The 23063-nt window shown below is 46.4% G+C and carries 19 protein-coding genes and 1 pseudogene; 17 read left to right on the forward strand and 3 right to left on the reverse strand.

What is annotated here, in order from left to right:
• Positions 1 to 82: 82 nt before the first annotated feature.
• From LRY47_RS04265 to pdxA, 3 genes are read right to left on the reverse strand one after another with little or no spacing between them, the layout of a single operon-like run.
• Positions 83 to 712: a 3'-5' exonuclease gene (locus tag LRY47_RS04265; protein ID WP_295222887.1), complete on the reverse strand. Its 630-nt coding sequence runs from the start codon at positions 710 to 712 to the stop codon at positions 83 to 85.
• The gene (rsmA, locus tag LRY47_RS04270; RefSeq protein ID WP_295222889.1) at positions 693 to 1499 is read right to left on the reverse strand and encodes a 16S rRNA (adenine(1518)-N(6)/adenine(1519)-N(6))-dimethyltransferase RsmA; all 807 of its coding nucleotides are present in this window, start codon (positions 1497 to 1499) and stop codon (positions 693 to 695) included. Before rsmA ends, LRY47_RS04265 begins: the two co-directional genes overlap by 20 nt.
• Positions 1483 to 2445, reverse strand: a complete 963-nt coding sequence (gene pdxA, locus LRY47_RS04275) for a 4-hydroxythreonine-4-phosphate dehydrogenase PdxA (RefSeq protein WP_295222891.1) — start codon at positions 2443 to 2445, stop codon at positions 1483 to 1485. Before pdxA ends, rsmA begins: the two co-directional genes overlap by 17 nt.
• Before the next feature lie 154 nt (positions 2446 to 2599).
• Between pdxA and LRY47_RS04280 the strand changes: the two genes are divergently transcribed.
• The 17 genes and pseudogenes from LRY47_RS04280 to galU all read left to right on the forward strand — a co-directional run bounded on the left by LRY47_RS04280 (position 2600) and on the right by galU (position 23047).
• A complete protein-coding gene (locus LRY47_RS04280; protein WP_295222893.1) occupies positions 2600 to 5437 on the forward strand; it encodes an anaerobic glycerol-3-phosphate dehydrogenase subunit C in 2838 nt (945 codons plus the stop codon).
• Positions 5416 to 6630, forward strand: a complete 1215-nt coding sequence (locus tag LRY47_RS04285) for a hypothetical protein (RefSeq protein ID WP_295222895.1) — start codon at positions 5416 to 5418, stop codon at positions 6628 to 6630. The genes LRY47_RS04280 and LRY47_RS04285 overlap by 22 nt, the downstream gene beginning before the upstream one ends.
• On the forward strand, positions 6627 to 7340 hold the full coding sequence (locus LRY47_RS04290) for a hypothetical protein (protein ID WP_295222897.1): 714 nt from the start codon (positions 6627 to 6629) through the stop codon (positions 7338 to 7340). Before LRY47_RS04285 ends, LRY47_RS04290 begins: the two co-directional genes overlap by 4 nt.
• Positions 7341 to 7347: 7 nt before the next feature.
• The gene (rfaE1, locus tag LRY47_RS04295) at positions 7348 to 8763 is read left to right on the forward strand and encodes a D-glycero-beta-D-manno-heptose-7-phosphate kinase (RefSeq protein WP_295222898.1); all 1416 of its coding nucleotides are present in this window, start codon (positions 7348 to 7350) and stop codon (positions 8761 to 8763) included.
• Positions 8763 to 9705, forward strand: a pseudogene (rfaD, locus tag LRY47_RS04300) (ADP-glyceromanno-heptose 6-epimerase). Before rfaE1 ends, rfaD begins: the two are co-directional and overlap by 1 nt.
• On the forward strand, positions 9705 to 10769 hold the full coding sequence (locus tag LRY47_RS04305; RefSeq protein WP_295222900.1) for a glycosyltransferase family 9 protein: 1065 nt from the start codon (positions 9705 to 9707) through the stop codon (positions 10767 to 10769). The pseudogene rfaD and the gene LRY47_RS04305 overlap by 1 nt, the downstream one beginning before the upstream one ends.
• 47 nt (positions 10770 to 10816) lie before the next feature.
• Complete coding sequence (miaB, locus tag LRY47_RS04310; protein WP_295222902.1) at positions 10817 to 12133, forward strand: tRNA (N6-isopentenyl adenosine(37)-C2)-methylthiotransferase MiaB; 1317 nt, start codon at positions 10817 to 10819, stop codon at positions 12131 to 12133.
• Positions 12134 to 12135: 2 nt separating this feature from the next.
• Positions 12136 to 12537 carry a bifunctional nuclease domain-containing protein gene (locus tag LRY47_RS04315; protein WP_295222904.1) on the forward strand — a complete coding sequence of 134 codons (402 nt, stop codon included), beginning with the start codon at positions 12136 to 12138 and terminating at the stop codon, positions 12535 to 12537.
• Between the two features lie 30 nt (positions 12538 to 12567).
• Entirely contained in the window at positions 12568 to 13587 is a 1020-nt protein-coding gene (locus LRY47_RS04320; RefSeq protein ID WP_295222905.1) for a molybdopterin-binding protein, read from the forward strand.
• A gap of 3 nt (positions 13588 to 13590) precedes the next feature.
• Positions 13591 to 14769, forward strand: coding sequence for a molybdopterin molybdotransferase MoeA (locus tag LRY47_RS04325; RefSeq protein ID WP_295222907.1), 1179 nt, complete (start codon positions 13591 to 13593; stop codon positions 14767 to 14769).
• A 119-nt stretch (positions 14770 to 14888) separates the two neighbouring features.
• On the forward strand, positions 14889 to 16418 hold the full coding sequence (gene nhaB / locus LRY47_RS04330) for a sodium/proton antiporter NhaB (RefSeq protein WP_295222909.1): 1530 nt from the start codon (positions 14889 to 14891) through the stop codon (positions 16416 to 16418).
• A gap of 113 nt (positions 16419 to 16531) precedes the next feature.
• A complete protein-coding gene (gene nhaB / locus LRY47_RS04335; RefSeq protein WP_295222910.1) occupies positions 16532 to 18070 on the forward strand; it encodes a sodium/proton antiporter NhaB in 1539 nt (512 codons plus the stop codon).
• A gap of 121 nt (positions 18071 to 18191) precedes the next feature.
• Positions 18192 to 19496, forward strand: coding sequence for a diguanylate cyclase (locus LRY47_RS04340; RefSeq protein ID WP_295222911.1), 1305 nt, complete (start codon positions 18192 to 18194; stop codon positions 19494 to 19496).
• Positions 19497 to 19576: 80 nt separating this feature from the next.
• The gene (mqnE, locus tag LRY47_RS04345) at positions 19577 to 20587 is read left to right on the forward strand and encodes an aminofutalosine synthase MqnE (protein WP_295222913.1); all 1011 of its coding nucleotides are present in this window, start codon (positions 19577 to 19579) and stop codon (positions 20585 to 20587) included.
• A gap of 3 nt (positions 20588 to 20590) precedes the next feature.
• Complete coding sequence (locus LRY47_RS04350; protein ID WP_295222915.1) at positions 20591 to 21406, forward strand: hypothetical protein; 816 nt, start codon at positions 20591 to 20593, stop codon at positions 21404 to 21406.
• Positions 21385 to 22194, forward strand: coding sequence for an AmmeMemoRadiSam system protein B (amrB, locus tag LRY47_RS04355; RefSeq protein WP_295222917.1), 810 nt, complete (start codon positions 21385 to 21387; stop codon positions 22192 to 22194). The genes LRY47_RS04350 and amrB overlap by 22 nt, the downstream gene beginning before the upstream one ends.
• Positions 22184 to 23047 carry a UTP--glucose-1-phosphate uridylyltransferase GalU gene (gene galU / locus LRY47_RS04360; protein WP_295222919.1) on the forward strand — a complete coding sequence of 288 codons (864 nt, stop codon included), beginning with the start codon at positions 22184 to 22186 and terminating at the stop codon, positions 23045 to 23047. Before amrB ends, galU begins: the two co-directional genes overlap by 11 nt.
• Positions 23048 to 23063 lie beyond the last annotated feature (16 nt).

Consider the following 23063-nt stretch of genomic DNA (forward strand, 5'->3'; position numbering starts at 1 on the left):
TGTGTCAATTAACCATAATGAAGACGGTATCTGAAAGTTGAATAATAAAACTGTTCCCTTTTTTTTGCAAACGTTTTCTTTTTTACCTGAAAATATGAAAGGTTCTTCTATGTTGTGTGAATAGCTGCGCAGGTGTGCATATGTTTTCGTTGGTCAATTTCTTCAAACAGATACAAAGCAGCAGTGCCGTGTGAGCTGCATCAAAAAGTGCGCGGTGGCGGTAGGTGTCCGGAAGTGGAATTTTCATGTCGAAATGATGTATAAGATTATCAAGGGAATAGCTCTTAAGTCCTTTTTCAGCCGCTCTTGATAATTTTACAGTATCTATTACACACCGGAGGTTAACAGGCAGTCCCTTTTCTTCCATGTGGTGAGTCAGGAAAGCATAGTCAAATCCGGCATTGTGCGCGGCTATGATGCTGTCTCCGGCGAAATCCAGAAACTGCGGAAGCACCTGATACGCTTCAGGTTTGTCGGCGACCATCCGCGTGTTTATGCCGTGAATGGCATACGCCTGATAGGGTATGTCGGTCTTGGGATTTATGAGTGAGCTGAACGTATCCTGAAGATCGACAATGAGACCCGGTTTAACTTTAACAGCGGCGATTTCAACAAGCCTTGCTCCCTTTTGCGGCGACATTCCTGTTGTTTCCGTGTCAAACACGGTGAAGGTCATCTCCGAAAAAGGCGTGTCATACATCGCTGCACTCAAAGAGTTTTATGAAATCCGCAACGGTCATCTGCTCTCCGCGGATGTTCTGCGCAAATCCGGCTTTTTCCAGAACTTCTTCTATATTTTCAATGGATTTCATCAGGTTGTTTTTAAGTGTTTTACGTTTAAGTACAAATGAGTTACGAACCATATTCAGAAAGCGTTGCTCTCTTTCCGGCTCGAAATAGCGCTCTCTGGGGTAAAATTCCAGAACGGTTGAGCGCACTTTTGTATTGGGCCAGAACTGACCGCCGGATATATCTTTCAGCTTTTTCATTGTGAAATAGTAGGAGGATATTACAGATAGAGAAGAGTATTCTTTGCAGTTAGGTTTGGCGTTTATTCTGTCAGCGACTTCCTTCTGGAACATAAAGGTCATTTTTTCTATGCGATGGAAGAACTTGACGCAGTGCATCAGAATTTCCACAGAAACGTTGTACGGCAGGTTTCCTGCGAAGGCTATCTTGCCTTCCGGAAGCTGTGATTCCTCTATGAGCATAAAGTCAGAGTGGATCAGCTTAAATTTCGGATAGATGAACAGATAGCGCGGCAGGAATTTTGCGAGGTCTTCGTCTATCTCTACGGAAGTAACGCCCACACCCTTTTCAAGCATGGCGATGGTAAGCACGCCGCACCCGGGACCTATCTCCACCACGTTCTTACATTCAGCGTCCGCCAGCGACTGGGCAATATCGTCGATAGTGTGTCTGCTGGTCAGGAAGTGCTGACCGAACTTCTTTTTCGTATATCCGAATTCGTTCTTATAAATATCAAGCAAGTCGAGCATTTTTCACCATTTCCGCCGCCACTTCGGAGGCTCGTTTGATGCTGGTACACGAGGCTATGCCTTGTCCGGCTATATCGAAGGCTGTGCCGTGGTCAACCGACGTCCTTATTATAGGCAGGTTGAGAGTGACGTTGACCGCGTTGCCGAATGATTCCATCTTAACGGGGATAAGCCCCTGATCGTGGTACATGACCACAACGAAGTCATATTCGCCTTTTGCCGCCTTAACAAACAGGGAATCGGCGGGGAAAGGACCCTCAACGTTTATCCCTTCTGCCTGTGCAATCTCAACCACAGGCGATATGAGAGTTATCTCTTCGTCGCCAAGCGCGCCGTTGTCGCCCGCATGGGGGTTAAGTCCGCACACGGCAATTTTCGGTCTGCGTTTCCCGCAGAAGAACTGTCCTGCGGCATCCGCATTGAGTATTGCGTTCATTATGGCTTTTTCATCAAGTTTTTCCACCAGATGTTCCATTGGGACGTGGGTTGTCGCTAATACGCAGCGCACCTTGTCGCCAACCATCAGCATGGAGAAGTGTTTCGATTTTGTCAGAAATCCCAGAAATTCCGTATGTCCGGGAAAGTTGTATCCGCCCTCTTTGATGGATGCTTTGTTTATGGGGCAGGTGACAACAGCGTCAGCCTCGCCGTTTTGCACCATGCGTACCGCTTTTTCAACGAACAGCATGGAAGCTTTCCCGTATTCGGGTTTTATTTCGCCGTATTCAATGTCAAACGTAAGTTTTTCGTCCGGTTCAACGATCGTGATGTCCGGCATCGGTCGTTTCAGCAGGGTTTCAAAAGTGTGCCTTATGATATATTCATAGGAAACAAGAATAACTTCGTATTCATCGTTCTGTGTTATGCTTTCCGCAAATTTACATGCGATCTCCGCGCCTATGCCTGCGGGGTCGCCTGTTGTTATAGCAAGTTTTGTCTTTTTCATAACCGGAAGGATATAGCATCCGCCCCCTTGTTTCAAGAGTTAAAAACTTGCACAAAAATATCCGCTAAATATTATATGTATTATTTGAAATGAAAGACAAAAGTCTGTAAGATAGAGCGCCCGATGTTTATGCGACATAAGGTAAGGAGAGAAAATGCCCCAGCTTACTAAGAACATATTCGATGAGCTTACGGAAAATATCCGAGGCGAAGTATATACAGATGCTGTGCGGAGATATCTGCACTCCACCGACGGATCAATATTCAGAGTTGAACCCGCCTGCATAGTTTACCCTAAAGACACCTCAGACGTTGTTGAGACTGTGAAATTCGCAAATAAATACGGATTGTCCGTCCACTCAAGAGGTGCGGGTTCTGGTCTCTGCGGTTCTGCGATAGGCAGAGGGATAATCATAGATTTCGCGAAATTCATGAACAGGCTTATCGATCTTGACGAAGAGCAGAAAACTTTCGTCTGCCAGCCGGGGTACAGATTCGGTGAGCTTGAGGTCGAGCTTAAAGGAAAAGGACTCTTTTTCCCGCCTGACCCTTCCAGCGGCGAATACGCAACCTTCGGCGGCATGTTCGGAACAAACGCCAGCGGCGCCCACTCCGTTAAATACGGAAACGTGTCGGATTATATAGAGGATGCAGAGTTCGTTACGGCAGAGGGCAAAGTATATACTTTCAGCCAGATTGCCGGAACGGATTACGACAGTCTGGACGAGCCTTTCAGAAAACTGTTCGACCTTTACAGCGATAACAGTGACAAAATCGAGAGCGGTTATCCAGCCATCCGTTTCAACGTGGCAGGATACAACCTCAAAAACCTTGTGGACAGCGGAAAGCTGACGCTTGGCAAACTGATAGGCGGTTCAGAAGGTACACTGGTCATAACCACCCGTCTGAAATTCAGACTGCTGAAAAAACCTTCCCACGACAGCCTTGTTGTTGCGTATTTCGACAATATAATCAATTCCGCAAAGGCTACGCAGGCTATTTTGCCGCTCAACCCTGCCGGAATCGAGATAATGGATAAATCGCTCCTTAAATTCGCCAAAGAGTTCGACGAAAAGCTGAACGAAGCGATACCGGACGGATACGACAACGTATGTATGTTCGAGTTCGACGGCTTCTCCGAAGAGGAGACCACAGAGCTTGCTGACCGCGCGAAAGCTATTCTGGAAGAGCAGAATCTTTCGCCCCTGATGCACACTGCGGCAACGAACGAGGAGAAGGAACAATTCTGGGCGGTGCGCAAGGCGGCTGTGCCGATACTTTATAAGATAAAGGGCGACCGCAAGATTCTGGCTCTGATAGAGGACGCGGCTGTCCCCACAGACAAACTCGTGGAATACTTCGAGGGGCTTTACGAGATTCTGGAGCGCCACGAAGCGAAATTTGTTATCTACGGTCATATAGCGAAGGGGCTTCTGCACACCAGACCCCTGCTGAATCTGAAAGACCCCCACGACATAGAGCTTCTGCGTATCCTCGGCGACGAGGTGTTCTCTCTGGTTAACCGCCTTGGCGGAGCCATCAGCGGAGAACACGGAGACGGCAGACTGCGCAGTAAATACATTAAAAAGCAGTACGGCGCGCTTTACGACGTGTTCATGGAAACAAAGAACATACTGGACAGCGGACACCTGCTGAACCCGGAGATAAAGACCCAGCACGACGAAAATCAGATGATGAAATTCCTGCGCTACGGAAAAGACTACCGCAGCGAAGACATACAGAATAAAAATCTCAACTGGTCAGAAGGGTTTGTTACAGAGGCTGAAAAATGCCACGGCTGTTCAAAGTGTACTACTGTGACCACAGCAACAAGGATGTGTCCGGTCTATAAAATAACCCGCGACGAATATTCCGCACCAAAGGCGAAAGCTAATATCCTGCGCGCACTCATAAGCGGTGCCGTGGACGACAGAGCGCTTTATGAAGAGACTTTGCAGGAAGTCATAAGCCACTGTGTAAACTGCGGAAGCTGCCACATAGAGTGTCCTTCTGCTGTGAACATTCCCAAACTCAGCATCGAAGCGAAATCCCAGTATACCGAGCGTTTCGGCGTATCTATGAAAGACAGGATACCCACAAGGCTTGAGAACATGGGTCGCAGTCTGCGCAAAGTGACGTGGATGCTCGAACCTGTTATGAAACATAAACTCGCGAGAAATATAATGGAGATAGCGTCAGGCATCTCCGCCGAAAGAGAGTTCATGCCTCTGGCGAAAAACTCCCTTTACGATAGGATAAAAGACCGCTCCAGACTGAAAAGCGACCGCAAAGTTCTTTATTTTGCAGGGTGTTATGCCAGCTACGTCCGCCCGCAGATAGGTGAGGCGATGATAAGAGTTCTTGAAGCGGCAGGTATCGAAGTTCTTGTACCCGACCAGCACTGCTGCGGTATTCCGCACCTTTCAAAAGGTCTTGTGGACGGCGCAAAGGATAAAGTTGACCAGAACCGCAAAAGCTGGGGCAATCTTCTTGATGAAGTCGACTACGTTGTCACAACCTGCACATCGTGCGGTCTATCCCTTTACAAAGAATGGGGATTCCTCCGCGATGACGATTTTACTGCGAAGGTCAAGGGCAAGCTGATACACATCAGCACCCTTGTAAATATGAACATGGACAAGCTTGAGTTCAACGAAAGCAAGCTTAGTCTGGCATACCATAAGTCCTGCCACATGCGCGCACTTCCCGATAACGGCAGTTCCATGAAGATGCTCTCCTGTCTGAAAGGCGCTGTTGTGGAGGATCTGGCAAGCAACTGCTGCGGAATGGCTGGAAGCTGGGGTATGAAAGCTGACAACTACGATCTCAGTACAAAGATAGGAACGCCCATGACCGACAAGCTGAAAGCCAGCGGTGCGGATTTAGGCGTTACGGACTGCCCCACATGCACCATCCAGATGGAGCATATGAGCATGAAAGAGGTAAAACATCCCATTGAGGTGATGGCTGAATGTTTAAAAATATCAGACTGATACTAATAATTGCATTTTTCTGTGCTTCAATGGCACACGCAGGTGACGACGACTATATTCTCGGATTGAATGCGTTCGGCGACGGACTTTATTCAATTGCCGCGCCTGCTCTGGAAACGTACCTTAAGGGCGGTCAGGAAGTACAGAAGCGTAATTATGCAAAATATCTTCTCTATAAGACATATATGAAACAGGGAAAAACTGCCGACGCGCAGAAATACCTGAAAGAGATAGCGGATGTGGACGATTCGCGCTTCGACAAGGTGCAGATGTCTGCTGACAACATGTCCATCCTTACGTCAACCGATTGCGCAAAAGCCTCCGCATATGCGGCGGGACATCCGCAGGACGGTGTATTTGATGTATATCTGGATTCAAAATGTACAGTAGACGATAATCTGTTTAAGGCGATGCTCGACGGATCAAAAAGTGAATCAGTGAAGATGAAGCTGGTTTCAAAATTCACCGATAAGCCTGAAATGGTAAATAAAGTGTTCGATTCAACTCCTCTGTCCACTCTGTCTGCGTCTTCAAAACGCTATTTCGGAGTATTTTTTTACAGGCAGAAGGATTTTGTCCGTTTCGACAAGGTGAAGGCGGACTATATGGATGCCGATCTTGCTGGACTTGAACTTGACAGATACTGGGTGAAGGGCGACAAACAGGGATATATGGACAGGTTCGCCGCGCTTAGCGCCAAATATGACATAACAGGCGCTCCGGTTTGCCGTGCAATAGAGCTTTACAACGAGGCCGGCAGGGATTTTGACTGCAACCTTGTGAACAAATGCATAACAGAATATACAGTTGAATTTGTAAAGGTGAAAGGCGCGTGTCTGGCGGGTAAAAAAGACCCTAAAGCCATGACAGCATTTGCCGATTCGCTGGGTACGAAGATATTTTCAGGTCTCTGCGGTTACGGTGAATATATATTTGCAAACTCTCTGTACACCGGAGAGAAGGAATCTAAATTCGCCGCTTGCGACAATAAGTTCCACATAGCGGACGTTATGGCGCAGAAGCGTAACTATAAAGGACTTGTGAACATGTTCAAAGGCGGTTCAGACGATATGGACAGGTATTACACCGCCATAGGATACGCCGGACTGGGCAAAAAGAAAGAGGCGTCGGAGACGGCGGCAAAGATAAAAGATGCGTATCTCAGATCAAAGCTTTCAGGAGCTGCTAAATGAAAAGGTTTCTGATACTGCTGGCGGTTCTTGCCGTTGCGGGATACGGTGTTTATTACACCTTCACATCGAAAAGCTACGAGCTTTCCCGCGAGGCGGAGAAACTTTACAACGAAGGAAAATACCGCGAGGCATACAGACTTGCGGATGAAGCGCTTAACCTTAACAAGCTGAACAGGAAGGCTATTGCGCTGCGCCCGAAACTGCGCCGTATAGTTGAGGGTGAGGACATGCTTAACGAGGCGAAGACACTTTATGAAGACGGGGTAAACCTAGGGCTTGAAGGAAAGGTGGACGAAGCCAAGCTGAAATTGTCCAGAGCTTATAAAATCGCTACGGATATCCCAGGGCTTTCACCTTCAAAACCGGAAGCGAAAGAGCTTATGAAAAAGATAAATCGCGATACGGAGCTTATAATCGAGCGCGGACCTGAAGTGCAGTACCGCGAGGCTATGAAATATGTCGGCGGCGGCGATCTGACACGGGCTTATGAGGCGCTTGGCAATATAGACCAGCAGAACGAAAAGATACAGCGTAAACGGAGTGAACTCGCTTACCAGATAGGTATGCAGAGATATGAATCCGTTATCAGCGGTATGGGTAATAAGGGCATTGCTCAGGACGGAATCTATTGGTTCTCTGCCGTTCAGCAGTTCGACGAGAACTATGCGGACGCGCAATATAAAATATCAGAGCTTAAAAAGCTGAAATAGGTGACAGATGTCATTGTATGATTTTTCAGGGGCGAAGGTGCTTGTCGCAGGAGACCTTATGCTGGACAGGTACCACTTCGGTTCCGTTTCCCGCATCTCTCCGGAAGCTCCGGTTCCCGTTGTGAATGTTAAAAGAACAACACAGACGCTCGGCGGTTCAGGCAACGTTGTAAACAACATAGCCCACCTTGGCGCTGATGCTGTGATGATGGGCGTTTGGGGAGAGGATGCCGACGCGCAGATACTCAAAGGCATGATGGATAGCATAAACATTGAATGTGACATGCTTGTAACAGATGCACCCACAACTACAAAACTGCGCGTGATCGGTGAAAAACAGCAGATAGTCAGGCTTGACTTTGAAGAGGTCACTCCGCTCACCCGCGAACAGTCTGGGACAGTCTCCGCACGGGTTAAAGAGCATATGAAAACATGCGGTGCGGTTGTAATATCAGATTACGGCAAGGGATTCTGCACTCTGGACGTGTGCGAGGACATAATCCGTCTGGCGGAAATACATAATATTCCCGTGATAGTTGACCCTAAAGGGAGCGACTGGCGCAAATATGCGGGAGCTACAACGGTTACGCCAAACGTTAAAGAGCTTGCGGAGGCAGTGGGCAGATACGTTCCCAACGAGGACGAGGCTATCGTACTTGCCGCACGGGAGATAATCGACAGGGTACGTCTTAAATATCTGATAGTGACCAGAAGCGAAAAGGGGATCACCGTTGTTGACGGCAATGATTTCATGCACTTTCCCACGCAGGCGAAAGAGGTTTTCGATGTGTCCGGTGCAGGCGACACTGTTGTGGCTTCTCTGGCTCTTGCCCTTGCGAAGGGATTTTCGCTTAAGGATGCCGTCACTGTCGCAAACAGAGCGGCGGGTATTGTTGTTGCTAAGATAGGAACCGCTCCGGTTCTGCTTTCAGAACTGAACAGCTCCCACGATGTGAAGTCAAAGCTTATGCCCCTTGACGCGCTGCTCATCGAGCTTGAAAAAGCGCGTATCACTGGCAGGAAGATAGTTTTCACAAACGGATGTTTCGATATACTGCACAAAGGGCATGTGACATACCTTAAAAAAGCGGCGGAGCTGGGCGATATTCTCGTTCTGGGGCTTAACAGCGACGATTCCGTGCGCAGACTGCAAAAGGGACCGGATCGCCCAATAAACAACGAGATTGACAGGGCAGAGGTTCTGGCGGCACTTGAAAGTATCAGCTATATTACAATATTTGATGAAGACACCCCCTATGAACTCATAAAAGCGATTGCTCCGGACGTACTTGTGAAAGGCGCGGACTATAAAGTTGAAGAGGTTGTGGGCAGGGAGTTTGCAAAGAAAACGGTTCTGATAGATTTTGTGCATGGATATTCCACCACATCAGTAATTAAAGCTATGCAAGGAGATAAGAAATGATGATAGCCGTAACAGGCGGCGCGGGGTTCATAGGAAGCAACCTTGTTAAAGGACTGAACAACGCGGGCTATAAAGACATAATAATCAGCGATAACCTTAAAAAAAAGCGAAAAACACCTGAACCTGAACAGGCTGGATTTCACAGATTACGTCGATAAAGAGGATTTTATCGAGGTTTTCGACGAGCTGGCTCCGGAAATTGACGTGATTTTCCATCAGGGCGCATGTTCCGACACTATGGAGACCGACGGTCACTATATGATGAAGAACAACTATGAATACACTTGCGCGCTGTTCAATAAATGTATCGAACACAACGTCCGCTTTATCTATGCTTCGTCAGCATCCGTTTACGGAAACGGCGACACGGGATTTTCGGAAAAACGCGAGAACGAATATCCGCTGAATGTTTACGCTTTCAGTAAATTCATGTTCGACAACTATTTAAGACGCTATCCCGACAATGTGCCGATTCAGGTTGCGGGACTGAGATATTTCAACGTTTACGGTCAGCAGGAGAACCACAAGGGAAGAATGGCGTCTGTTATCAGGCACTTCTTTAACCAGTACAGAGATTCCAAAGAGATAAAGGTCTTTGCAGGCAGTGCTGATTTCCTCCGCGACTTCATCTATATTGATGATGTTGTTGCGGTTAACCTCTATCTGCTGAACAATCCCAAAGTTTCAGGTATCTATAACTGCGGAACAGGCAACTGCCGCAGCTTTAAAGATATCGCAGATATCTTTTCAAAACGCTATCCCAATGCGAAGATAACAGAAATACCTTTCCCCGACGCGCTGAAAGGAAAGTATCAGAAATATACTCAGGCTGACCTGACAAATCTGCGCGCCACAGGATGCGACGTACAGTTTACAGCGCTTGAGAAGGGTGTCAGTGCATATCTGGACATCCTTGAGAAAACAGACGGCTATATCCTTTAATGTTTCAAAAACGCACCGGCAGACTTTCGAGATTTCTTGACAGGTCTGTCGGTGTTCTTTTACTCCTTTTCATTTCAATTTTTCTGAGAAAACGCATAAAACCTGACAATCCGCAGAGTTTTTGTTTCATAAAGACAGGCGGAGTTGGCGACATGGTGCTTTTGTCCGCCGTTATAGGGCAGGTTCGGTCTAAATATCCGTCTGCAAATATGACGCTTGTCTGTTCGCCTGAAAACAGGGAGATGGCGGAATATATGACCGATTGCCGCGTGATAGCGGTTTCGCATAAGAATCCTGTTCAGTGGTTTTCTCTTTGCCGCCTTGAAAAAGCTGATGTGCTGATAGATTTCGGTGCATGGGCGAGGTTTGATGCGTTCCTAAGTATGTTCGTACCGTCAGATTTCCGTATGGGATTCAAGACGGAGAGACAATACCGACATTTTTGTTACGACCATACAGTCAAACACAGCAGAGATAAACACGAGCTTGATAATTATTATGCGCTGGCAGAAGATTTTTGTGCGCAGACGGGAGTTCTGCCTGAGTGTGAAACTGAACCTGACAACAGTGTTAAGGATATGATAATAATGCACATGTACTGTGCCGGAGCCAGATATATGTGTCGGATGTGGAGTTTTGATAATTGGGAAAAACTTGCAAAATTAATAAAAAATAACGGATTTTACCTTGGTTTTACTTCCTATGGTACAGAATCAGATCATCTTAAAGCATTTTTACACGGGAAATGCATTACAGCTCAAGTTATAGCGGATAGATCCCCCGACGGGTTAGCCTCCAAATTTTGCTCCTGTCGGGGGGTCGTTTCCGTTAACTCCGGTATCTCCCATTTTGCATCCGCCTGCGGTGCAAAGGTTCTGGAACTGACAGGTTCTGTTAATCCCAAAAGATGGGGGACACTTGGCAATCAAATATATCATGTTATCCCGCCGGATGTAAAAAAGATGTTGTGTTACGGTTATGAAAAAAGTGCCGACGAAAACAGCATGGACAGCGTTACTCCCGAAGAAGTGTTTGAGATGGTGAAAAAAGTATTTCCCTTATAGCCGCGATTCATTATATTTAGGTTTCAGGAAAAATAAGGAGCTTCTTGTTGCGTAAATACTTTATTCACACCATGGGCTGCCAGATGAACGAATACGATTCACTGCGCATCGCCTCCATACTCGAAAAAATGGGTTTTGCCCCTGCTGAAACAATGGAAGAGGGCGACTACCTTATCGTAAATACATGCAGTGTGAGGGAGAAGCCAAAGCATAAGGCGGATTCATCCATCGGCAGATTCAAACAGATCAAAAAGAAAAGACCGGATGTCAAAATAGGCTTCTGCGGGTGCGTAGCACAGCAGGACGGCGAAAAAATACTCAAAAACAGCAAATATATAGATTTCGTTGTGGGAACAGACGGGCTGGACAGGATGGAAGAGGTCATTGCCTGTGTGGAAAACGGGCAGAGAACCTGTGACACACAGGTGAACGAGGGTGAGCTTTCCATCGGCAGTTTCCGCCGCAGTGTCAACGTATCCTCTTTCGTGACCATAATGAAAGGTTGCGACAACTTTTGCAGTTACTGCATAGTGCCATATGTCAGAGGTCGCGAGAAGAGCCGCACCGTTGACGAGATCATGGAAGAAGTTCAGTATCTTGCGGATAACGGTGCGCGTGAAATTACCCTTTTGGGACAAAATGTAAACTCTTATGGAAAAGGACTTGAAATATCAGTATCTTTTCCCGAACTTATAAACAGGGTGAGTAATATTGAGGGCATCAGGCGCGTCCGGTTTGTGACGTCGCACCCCAAAGATTTTTCTGATGAGCTGATAGACGTTATAAAGGACAATGAGAAGGTGTGCGAATACCTCCACCTGCCTTTGCAGGCGGGCAGCGACAAGGTTCTGAAAGCCATGAACCGCAAGTACACCTATGAGAAATATAAAGAAATGGTCATGCACGCAAAGGCGAAAATGCCGGATATCGCACTCTCTTCGGATTTCATAGTGGGCTTTCCGGGCGAAACAGACGAGGACTTTGAATGTACACTCAACGCTCTGCGTGAGATAGAGTATGACTCAATCTTTGCTTTCGCATATTCTGTGCGTCCGGGGACAGCGGCGGAAAAGCTGGTTGACGACGTTCCTGAACAGGTAAAAAAGATGCGCCTTGCAAAGGTTTTAGACCTGCAAAAAGAGATAATAGCCAGACGGTCGAAAGCATATGAAAAGACAGTCGTCGAGGTTATGGTCGAAGGCAGAGGCAAAAGAGACGAAAATCAATTCAGCGGTAGAAACCGTCAGAATAAAGTGGTAAACTTTTCAAGCGATAAGGAACTTAATATAGGCGATTTCGCCAGAGTATACATTACACAGGCAAGACCCAACAGCCTGTACGGAAAAGCTGTCGAGGGAGACTAAAAATGTATGAAGTGAAGGTGTACAAGGTTATCAGAGAACCGCTTACCTCCAGATATCTTCTTATTCTGGATTCAGTTGACATGACAGAGGAATCTGTTTTAATCCCAATAGGCAAATACGAAGCTGAAAACATTCACTCCAGAAAATGCACAAGCGGCAAATGCAAAAAGTCCGCTTATGATATGCTCTCGCCCATACTTGACGCCGTTGAAAGTGTAAAATTCCATAAACTTGTGATAGATAACTGCGACTGCGGAATTTATAAAGCAAATCTGTTCATGACCTCAGAAGGTAAGGATATAAAGATAGACTGCCGCCCTTCTGACGGTGTTATTCTTGCCATGGACAGAAACGTTCCGATCTTTGTAAAGCATCCGTCAGAGTGCTGTGAAATAAACAACTGATATTATTATCATTAATTGAGTGGGGGTTCAATGAAGAAGGTTGCCGTTGAGGATGCCGTCGGGCATGTCCTCGCATACGATATCACCGAAGTCAATCTCGCTAAAGGGCTTAAACACAGAGCCTACAAACGCGGACACATTATTGCCGCGGAAGAGGTTGAACATCTTAAAAGCCTCGGCAGAAGATCAATTTTCATCGAAGACGGTAATTCAACCGGAGTTCACGAAGACGACGCGGCACGGATCGCGGCGCCTCTCATCGCAGGAAAAAATATAAAATATGACGCTGAGACTTCTGAAGGGAAGGTCAGTTTTTATGCCGAGATCGACGGGCTTTTCAAAGTTGACGAAGAGCGCCTTTTTGAAATAAACAACATCGGCGTGCCTTCTCTGCCCACAATACATAATAATATGAGTGTGGAAGCGGGGAAACAGGTCGCCGCATTCCGAATAATCCCCCTTGTCTGCGAACAGAGTGTCATGGACAGGGTCAAAGAGATTCTTGATACTCCTCTTATTGAGGTGAAACCGTTCGTCATTAAGACAGCCGCTATGCTCATTACAGGCAGCGAAGTTTATGAGGGACGCATAAAGGACGGCTTCCGTCCGAAACTTGAACCGAAACTCAAGAGATGGGGTGTTGATCTGATAGATTACCGCATCGTTCCGGATGAACCGGAAATTGTCATCAAAGCTGTGAAAGAGATGGCGGAAAAAGCTGATATGCTCATCACAACCGGAGGAACGTCGGTAGACCCTGACGATATCACTGCGCAGGCACTTCTTGACGCAGGTGTTACATACGAAATGAAAGGTTCGCAGATACAGCCGGGCAACAACATGACAATGGGCTATTACGGCGACAAACCCGTATGTGCCATACCAGCGGCGGCTCTTCACTTCACAGCCACCAGCTTCGACATACTTCTTCCCAGAATACTTGCCGGCGAAAAAATCGGTAAAAAGGATATGGCGCTTCTTGCACACGGCGGGCTTTGCCATTTCTGCAGTAAATGCGTTTATCCCATCTGTCCTTTCGGGAGGGGCTGACAAATGAAAGTTTCAAGGCATAAAGCAAAAGAGATACTCTATTCAATAGCTGCCAGACCGGAAATCGAAGAGGTTGACGTACGAGACAGCTATATGCGTGTTCTGGCGGAGGATATTCTTACGGAAAGGGACTATCCAGATTGCCGCAAATCTGCTGTGGACGGCTATGCGCACATACCCGGTCACACAAGTTATAACCAGATAGGCGAAACAGGTGCCGGACGCAAAGGAGCCGAATCCATAAGCGGTGACGAGACTGTATTCGTTATGACAGGCGGAAACGTGCCTGAAAATGCTTTGGCGGTTGCCCGCGTGGAAGACTGCAAAACCGAAAACGGCAGAGTTATCATCCCTGAATGTTCGACCGGAGAGAATATCAATAAAATAGCGGAAGAGAATTCTAAAGGCGACGTTGCCGCAACAAAGGGCAGTGTTGTGACCGACGGACTTTTCCCTGTTCTGTTCTATCTGGGCAGGGGCAAAGTAAAAGTATATAAACGTCCGAAGATCGGCATTTTTGTTACAGGTGACGAGATACTGGAAGCGGGTGAGGAATATCGCAAAGGCTTTGTATACAATACAAATAAATATATTCTCGAATCCATGTTCAGAAAATACAGGTTCGATTTTGAATATGCAGGACATGTGAAGGACAGCAAAGAGGACGTTGCGGAAGTCTTTGAGATGATGTCTGAGAAATACGACATTATCATATCGTCCGGCGGCATCTCCATGGGTAAATATGACTATGTGAAAGAAGTTTTCAACACCTGCGGGTATGAGATACTCTTTTCAAGAACCGCAATCAAGCCCGGAAGTCCGCTCATGACTGCAAAAAAAGACGGATGCACCTTCATCGGTATGCCCGGATATCCTGCGGCTTTTATGACAAATCTGGTTTTTTACATCATCCCGTTCCTTAAAAAATGTTACGGATACGAAACTTTTGAAAATGAAGAAGTGAATGTTGTCATGGGAAGCAGGACATCTTGCAAAGAGGGCAGGTTCGATATAAACCGTGCAGTGGTGAAACCTGTAAACGGTGTGTTTACCGCTGTTGATGCGGGTACGCAGAAGACCTCGCACTTTATAAGTTTTGCCCGCGTGAATGCACTTCTGCTTCTGGATGAAGAGACAGGAAGCCTTGATAAAGGAGATTCTGCGAAGGCAATTTTTCTGTGATTGTTAAATTTTAAGCGTGTAAGTTTTTTGTTGGGTTATTTCCGATAAATATTGTTCTTCGTTGAAATATAAGATATACTCCTCATGTAATAAAACTTATTAAATGAGGAGTATAACATATGGGTAAGCAGTTTGTTCATAACTTTCTTGGTGAGGCTCCGAACTGGTATAAACTTACGGTTTTGGGCTTTATAGTTGCCAACCCTTTTCTGCTTGCGATATTCGGGTCTTTTTTCACAGGCTGGGTGATCATCGCAGAATTCATTTTCACCCTTGCCATGGCTCTGAAATGTTATCCTCTGGCTCCTGCGGGTCTCATAGCTCTTGAATGTGTTGTTATGGGACTTACTTCACCGGCAACGGTCTATCACGAAACACACGCAAATTTTCCTGTTATCATGCTTCTGATGTTCATGGTGGCGGGCATACACTTTATGAAGGACGGACTGCTGTTCGTATTCACAAAACTCCTCATAAACGTCAGGTCAAAGGTTTTTCTGTCGCTTTTGTTCTGTTTTGTCAGTGCTTTTCTTTCCGCTTTCCTCGATGCCCTTACGGTTACGGCAGTTATCATTGCAGTTGCATACGGTTTTTATTCCGTTTACCACGCGTATGCTTCAGACGATGAAGCGGAGGAGTATGCGGTTGACGATGACAGTCTTGTTCTCGATGCACACAAAGCTGATATGGAACAGTTCAAAGGCTTTCTGCGCAACCTTATGATGCATGCGGCTGTGGGTACGGCTCTCGGCGGTGTTACAACAATGGTGGGCGAGCCGCAGAACCTTATTATTGCTGAAAAAATGAAATGGCATTTCGCCGAATTCGTCGTTCATACATACAGAGTGACATTTCCTGTTCTGATAGCTGGACTTGCCACATGCTGGGCGCTTGAAAAGACAAAGATATTCGGCTACGGTTATCAGCTTCCCGAAAACGTATACGATGTTCTTAAGAAGAATGTCGAGAAACAGGCGGAAGAGATAGATGCCTCCGGCAAAATGAAGCTTATTGTTCAGGGTATTGTGGGCGTTCTGCTTGTGCTGTCACTTGCTCTGCACCTTGCGGAGGTCGGAGTTATCGGTCTTTTCCTCATAGTTCTTCTGGCTGCCTTCAACGGAATCATCAGCGAGCATGAGATAGGTCACGCATTTACGGAGTCTCTGCCGTTCACTGCTCTTCTGGTTGTGTTTTTTGCAGTTGTTGCAGTCATACACGACCAGCACCTTTTCAAACCCGTTACGGATTATGTTCTTGCAATGTCAGGACATGCACAGCTTGGGGCATATTTCGTTGCTAACGGCGTCCTTTCTGCTGTTTCAGACAACGTATTCGTTGCGACTGTTTATATGAACGAAACCATAAGCGGTTTTAAAGACATAGCTCCCCTTCTGGGTACTCATGATGGACTCACCCCCGAACAGGCAGGAAGGATTGAACACCTCTCAAAACTGGCAGCTTCCATCAACACCGGAACCAACATTCCGTCCGTTGCCACCCCCAACGGTCAGGCTGCGTTCCTTTTCCTTCTGACATCTGCTCTTGCGCCTCTGATAAGGCTTTCATATGTCGAGATGGTGAAACTGGCTCTTCCCTATACCATAGTTATGAGCATAACAGGCTTTGCCGCGACTATCTACCTTCTATAATTATTTAAAAAGTAAGGCTTATTTTTGTAGCGGACATATTTTCTCCCTTGTTTTTAAACTTGTGATTCTGTAAAATCGCGTATTGTGTGCTATACGCATGAGGAGAATACACAATGAACATGGGTAAGGTATTCACTGCCAATTTTTTAGGTGATGCGCCCAAGTGGTATAAGCTCACCATTCTCTGTTTCTTAATTCTGAACCCGATCCTGCTTTTAACTGTCGGCTCATTTATTACCGGCTGGGTGCTGATCATCGAATTTATCTTCACCCTTGCCATGGCTCTTAACTGTTATCCGCTCCCGCCTGCCGGACTTCTTGCGGTGGAGGCAGTTGTTTTGGGCATGACATCACCCGCGACCGTTTATGAGGAAGCACACGCCAACTTTCCGGTTATAATGCTTCTGATGTTCATGGTTGCCGCTATCTACTTTATGAAGGATATGCTGCTCTTCATCTTTTCAAGACTGCTTGTGAATGTACGTTCAAAGATGATGCTGTCGCTTTTCTTCTGCTTCGCCGGAGCATTTCTTTCGGCATTTCTCGATGCGCTCACCGTTACAGCGGTGGTCATCTCTGTTGCATATGGATTTTATAAGGTCTATCACGAGTATGCGTCATCGCTTAACGATGTCGAATACAATGTGGGTAACGACGGGAATATTCCTGAGGAACACCTTGACGACCTTGACCAGTTCAGAGGTTTTCTGCGCAATCTTATGATGCACGCAGCTGTCGGTACGGCTCTTGGCGGAGCATGTACGCTGGTTGGCGAACCGCAGAACCTTATTATTGGTGAAAAGATGAAATGGCACTTTGCTGATTTCTTCTTCCATGCCGCACCTGTTTCCATACCTGTTCTGCTGACAGGGCTTGCTACCTGTCTGCTGCTTGAAAAGGTCAAAATAATGGGCTATGGCTTTCAGCTTCCGCAGAACGTTTATGAAGTTCTGAAACGCAACGTAGAGAAGGACGCCGAAAAGATGGACACATCCAGAAAGCTGAAACTCATCATTCAGGGGATTCTGGGTGTTGGTCTTGTTCTGTCGCTGGCTTTCCACATTGCAGAGGTCGGCGTTATCGGTCTGACCCTGATAGTTCTGCTCACAGCCCTTAACGGCATCGTGAGCGAACATGAAATAGGTCATGCCTTTACTGAGGCACTCCCTTTTACAGCTCTTTTGGTTGTCTTTTTTGCCATTGTTGCCGTAATACACGATCAGGAGCTTTTTAAGCCTGTTATAGGCTACGTTCTCAGTCTGCACGGTCACGCACAGCTCGGCGCATATTTCATTGCTAACGGAGTGTTGTCCTCAATTTCGGACAACGTTTTTGTTGCGACGGTGTATATGAACGAGACCATGAGTCATTTCAGTGATGTTGCACCACTTCTCGGACACCATGCCACTGATCTTTCACCTGAAAATTTTCAGAAACTGGAACATCTTGCAAAACTTGCTGTGTCTATCAACATGGGAACAAACATCCCTTCTGTCGCCACGCCTAACGGTCAGGCGGCATTCCTTTTCCTTCTGACATCTGCGCTTGCGCCTGTCATAAAGCTTTCTTACATGGAAATGGTGAAGCTTGCTCTGCCTTATACGATAACAATGAGTATCGCCGGTTATCTGGCAACACTTTACCTTTTGTAAATAACTGTTGAATAAAATAAACCTGCCCGTTTGGGCAGGTTTGTTTATTTTTATATCATTTATGTATCATTTAGCTTTTTATATACACAAAATAATGCTAATATTAATTATTCGGTGATCAATGCAAGAAGACAGATTTTCAAACATAACAATTCTTTATGTGGAAGATGAACCTGCTATCAGAGAGGGGCTTCAAAGATTTTTTCAACGCCGCTCCGGCACTATTTATCTTGGGGCAAACGGGCAGGAAGGACTTGAGCTTTTCGAGAAGCATAAACCTGACATAGTGGTGACGGATATCCGTATGCCTGTTATGGACGGGCTTGCCATGTCACGCAGGATAAAGGAGATATCTCCAAGCACTCCTGTTGTCATAACCACAGGTCACAACGACGAAGAATTTCTGCTTAAAGCCATTGATGTGGGTGTTGACAAATATATCAAAAAACCTGTTGATTTCAGGGAACTGATGAAGGTCATCCTGCATCTTTCATCTGCCGTACACTATAAAAAACAGCTTGAAGAACAGAACAAGTTTTTCCGTGAGCTGATGGATCTTAACCCGAACTTTCTGGCGACAATCGAAGGCACGCAGTGTACATATATAAACGATTCTTTTCTGAGCTTTCTCAAATGTACCGGACTTGAGGATTTCAGCCTTCGTTACGGTTCTCTGGACAAGGCTTTTGTGGATAAGGACGATTCATTCTATGCCGGCAAAAAGATAACCGACTGGATAGCAACCGCTGCGGACGACAGGCAGACAAGCCGTATCGTTGTCATGAGACCGGACACCAGCGTCGACGATGACGAATCCACTTTCATCCTCACCGTAAGGCATGTACCAGGCAAAAACGAATATCTGCTGTCATTTGCCGATGTAACCCACCTTGAGATGGAGAAACAGCTCTATATGATACTGTCTCTTCAGGATCCGCTTACGAAAGTATATAACCGTAAAAAATTCTTTGACGAGATCGAGAAAGAGGTGGAGAGGGTCAACCGTTACGGACAGAAACTTTCTCTGATAATGATGGATGCAGACTATTTTAAGAACATCAACGATATTTTCGGTCACTCTGTGGGCGATAAGGTACTGATACAGCTTACTGAGCTTATCCGCAAAGGAATACGCAAAACGGATATTCTCGCCCGCTACGGAGGCGAGGAATTTGCCGTACTTATGCCCGGAACGGATGCCGAGGGTGCGTTTGAAATAGCGGACAGACTGCGCAACTCCATAGCATCGTATGAATTTCCAATCTGCAAGGAAGTTACCTGCAGTTTCGGTGTCGCCGAGTTCGCAGAGACCGACACCATCGACAGTTTCGTACAGAAAGCAGATATTGCACTTTATGAGGCGAAGAGCAAAGGGCGCAACAATGCCCAGATGTTTGAAGGCGGCTCATTCAGATGCAGCATGTAAACCTTTCAGTTTAATATTGATTAAAGCTTTGCTGTGTGTTAGTTTCTGGTGTGGTACAGTGTACCTGACTGGAGTTTATCGTGGAAAATCTCTTCAAAAAAGACTTCCTTACGCTTGGCAGACAGGCGGATGATATAAGACAAAAGATGTGGGGCAAAAAGACTTTTTTTGTCCGCAATCTTCACCTCAACTATACTAATATCTGTGTAAGCAAATGCCGTTTCTGCGCTTTTGCAAAAGATACCGGCGACGACGGTTCGTATCTTTATGAAATAGACCACATGGTTAGATATGTAGACGAAAAGGCGCCTGATGCCAGAGAGATACATATAGTCGGCGGTCTTCATCCGGATAAACCCTTCAAATTTTACACCGATGCGGTTTCTGCACTGAAAACCGCGTATCCTGACAAAACCATCAAAGCGTTCAGCGCTGTTGAAATAGATTATTTTTCAAAGATATCAGATCTTTCTGTCGCAGAAGTTCTGAAAGCACTCAAACAGGCAGGGCTTGAGATGATGCCTGGTGGCGGTGCGGAGATATTCGACCCTGAGGTCAGAAATGTTATCTGTCCCGAAAAGATACCTGCGGAAAGATGGCTTGAAATACACAGAACGGCTCACGGGCTTGGGATAATGACCAACGCCACAATGCTTTACGGACATATAGAAAAAGATGAACATAAGATGCGCCACCTTGAGACCTTGCGTACACTGCAAGAGGAAACAGGCGGTATTCAGGCTTTTATCCCGCTCTCATTTCATCCGGAAAACACCTTTCTGAGTCATATTCCTGCGTCGACAGGTGTTGAAGACCTTAAGACCACAGCCGTTTCCAGAATTGTTCTGGACAATGTGCCGCATATAAAGGCTTACTGGGTGATGCTCGGTGAGAAAACCGCTCAGGTTGCTTTGCGCTTCGGTGCGGACGATCTTGACGGAACCATTGTTAAAGAGAACATAACTCACGCAGCCGGAGCAAAGAGCAGCGATGGGCTTACTGTTAATCAGATGGCTGATTTTGCCCGTTCGGCGGGACTGACCGCTGTGGAGCGCGATGCTTTTTATAACGAAATAAAGGTATACGGCTGATATATGGCTGATTATATTTTCTTAAACCCTTCGCCAAATCTGCTGAAAGTTGCAGAGAACGTCCGCAACAGAGGCTTTGACGTTAAGCTGGTGAAGAACGAGCAATTCCCTGAAATAACGGCGGAGAACGTTCATGTGTTCTTCGACGGCGGATACCGTACGTTCTATCAGAACGAACCGGGACTTGGAACCTCCAAGCGCTTTATGAAACTCAAAAAATCGTTCCTGTCCGGTTTCAGTGTGCGCGGAGTTTCAGGCGAACTGCGCGGAATTTCAAAAGGACTTGGCTGCGGCGATATAATCGACCTTTCGCTTTTCAGACGGCAGGCGCTTGAGGATAACAACATGGTCACGTCTCCTGTGTCCAGCGCTTCCAGCTTCTCCGCTATTGCAGAGGATAACGGCAACGCTGTTATCGTTACGGGCTATCTTGAGTTCGTTGCGGGAAGCGAAAAACTTTCATTGTACGACACCGATTTTGATATAAACGATGCCCTTGGCAACGACTATATAATTTTCATGTGCGACGGTCGAAGAATTGAAATGTGCCGATCCGGTAACAGACTTGTGATAATCGGCAGCAAAAGTTCCGATAACCTCGCATTTTTAAGTTCAAAACTGCATTTTCTGAACAAATTCAGCTTTAAAAGGGTCAAAGAGCTGGTCATTTCCCGCAACAGGATGCCTTGGGTGATGAACAGTCTGGACAAAAAGCTGATACTGCTTAACGATTTCAGTTATTTTAACATTTCCGTTAAGCTGACCTCCGAATGGTTTGACAAGGTAGGTAAACAGATATGCGCAGACAGGCAGCGGTAGCGGGATATTTCTACCCCGCGGATAAAAACGAACTTACAGAATTCTTCAAAGAGAACACTTCCAAACTTCCTAAAAAAGATGCCCTGATGGTTATTGTTCCGCATGCCGGTTACATCTATTCAGGCGCCACCGCTTTCAGAACTTTGTCGTCAGTTAATATTCCGGAACATGTCGTGATTATGGGACCGAACCACACCGGTGCGGGTGCTGCTGTTTCGGTGTATCCTGAGGGCGAGTGGGAGACTCCTTTCGGCGATGTAATAATTGACGGGGAAACAGTGAACACACTTTGTTTGTCAGATATCTTTGAAAGGGACACACAGGCGCATCGCAGAGAACATTCTCTGGAAGTTATCGTACCTATGCTCAAATTTTTACGTTCTGATGTAAAAATAACATGTATAACTGTAAAAAATATGCATAAAAACACTTTAAAATCTGCCGCTGAGGTATTATTTTCATCAGTCAGAGACAAAAATGCGCTGGTTGTAGTGAGTTCTGACATGAATCACTTTGAAAATGCGCAGATAACAGAGCAAAAAGACTCCATTGCACTGGATGCTCTGTTGAAATCCGATGAAAATATGCTGTATAATAGCGTGTTTACGAACAGTATATCGATGTGCGGTATTTTCCCAGCTTACATAGGTCTGCATTATTGCGGACTTTGCGGCGCGCATAAGGCGGAACTGGTCGAACACACCCACAGCGGCGTCGTTTCCGGAGACTTTAACAGTGTTGTGGGCTATGCCGGATTAATATATTCAAAGGTGATTCATGAGAGTTAGAACAGCAGTATTCCCTGTTGCGGGGCTTGGAACAAGGCTTTTACCTGCGACAAAATCCATCCCGAAAGAGATGGTTACATTAATAGACAAACCGCTGATACAGTATGCAGTTGAAGAGGTTATCGCAGCGGGGATAGAACGGGTCATATTTGTTTCCGCCAGAAGCAAACGCGCTCTGGAGGATTATTTTGATAATACGCCGGAGCTTGAGTATCAGCTTGAGTCTAACGGCAAGGTGAAGGCTCTTGAGGAGATGCGCAGAATATCGGAGATGTGCGACATCACATACGTCCGCCAGAAAAACCCCAACGGGCTTGGACATGCGGTTCTCTGCGCAAAGGATGCCGTAGGCAATGAACCCTTCGCTGTGATTCTGCCCGACGATATAATAATGAGCAAAGTGCCTGTTACAGCGCAGCTTGTCGAGCAGTTCAACAGGACGAGGAAATCGGTTATCTCCCTTATGGAGGTGCCGGACGAGGACACCTCAAAATACGGAATTGTCGTTCCGGGTGAAAGGGTTGACGACAGGATGATGAGATTGGAAGGTATGGTGGAGAAACCGAAAAAGAACCCGCCCTCAAACCTTGCGATAATCGGAAGATACATCCTGACCAGCGAGGTAATGGACGCTCTTCAGACCATACCACGAGGTGCCGGCGGGGAGATACAGCTTACTGACGCTATCCTTGAGGTGGCAAAATCAAGCAGAGTATACGGCTATAGTTTTGAAGGAAAAAGGTTTGACTGCGGAAATAAGTTCGGGCTGTTTGAGGCTGCCGTAAATTTTGCACTGGATAGGGAAGATATGCGCGAACACGCAATGAAAGTTATAAAAGGTATGCAAATCTGACACCGTGAGAGGTGGA

This window comes from Seleniivibrio sp., assembly GCF_021209385.1.
Lineage (GTDB): Bacteria > Chrysiogenota > Deferribacteres > Deferribacterales > Geovibrionaceae > Seleniivibrio.

What these genes read in the sequence shown, in the direction of transcription:
- nhaB (WP_295222910.1), top strand. Translation starts at nt 16,532, where the DNA reads ATGAACATGGGTAAGGTATTCACTGCCAATTTTTTAGGTGATGCGCCC.
- LRY47_RS04340 (WP_295222911.1), top strand. Translation starts at nt 18,192, where the DNA reads ATGCAAGAAGACAGATTTTCAAACATAACAATTCTTTATGTGGAAGAT.
- rsmA (WP_295222889.1), bottom strand. Translation starts at nt 1,499, where the DNA reads ATGCTCGACTTGCTTGATATTTATAAGAACGAATTCGGATATACGAAA.
- pdxA (WP_295222891.1), bottom strand. Translation starts at nt 2,445, where the DNA reads ATGAAAAAGACAAAACTTGCTATAACAACAGGCGACCCCGCAGGCATA.
- nhaB (WP_295222909.1), top strand. Translation starts at nt 14,889, where the DNA reads ATGGGTAAGCAGTTTGTTCATAACTTTCTTGGTGAGGCTCCGAACTGG.
- LRY47_RS04290 (WP_295222897.1), top strand. Translation starts at nt 6,627, where the DNA reads ATGAAAAGGTTTCTGATACTGCTGGCGGTTCTTGCCGTTGCGGGATAC.
- LRY47_RS04320 (WP_295222905.1), top strand. Translation starts at nt 12,568, where the DNA reads ATGAAGAAGGTTGCCGTTGAGGATGCCGTCGGGCATGTCCTCGCATAC.
- LRY47_RS04280 (WP_295222893.1), top strand. Translation starts at nt 2,600, where the DNA reads ATGCCCCAGCTTACTAAGAACATATTCGATGAGCTTACGGAAAATATC.
- LRY47_RS04305 (WP_295222900.1), top strand. Translation starts at nt 9,705, where the DNA reads ATGTTTCAAAAACGCACCGGCAGACTTTCGAGATTTCTTGACAGGTCT.
- LRY47_RS04315 (WP_295222904.1), top strand. Translation starts at nt 12,136, where the DNA reads ATGTATGAAGTGAAGGTGTACAAGGTTATCAGAGAACCGCTTACCTCC.
- LRY47_RS04325 (WP_295222907.1), top strand. Translation starts at nt 13,591, where the DNA reads ATGAAAGTTTCAAGGCATAAAGCAAAAGAGATACTCTATTCAATAGCT.
- amrB (WP_295222917.1), top strand. Translation starts at nt 21,385, where the DNA reads ATGCGCAGACAGGCAGCGGTAGCGGGATATTTCTACCCCGCGGATAAA.
- LRY47_RS04285 (WP_295222895.1), top strand. Translation starts at nt 5,416, where the DNA reads ATGTTTAAAAATATCAGACTGATACTAATAATTGCATTTTTCTGTGCT.
- LRY47_RS04350 (WP_295222915.1), top strand. Translation starts at nt 20,591, where the DNA reads ATGGCTGATTATATTTTCTTAAACCCTTCGCCAAATCTGCTGAAAGTT.
- rfaE1 (WP_295222898.1), top strand. Translation starts at nt 7,348, where the DNA reads ATGTCATTGTATGATTTTTCAGGGGCGAAGGTGCTTGTCGCAGGAGAC.
- galU (WP_295222919.1), top strand. Translation starts at nt 22,184, where the DNA reads ATGAGAGTTAGAACAGCAGTATTCCCTGTTGCGGGGCTTGGAACAAGG.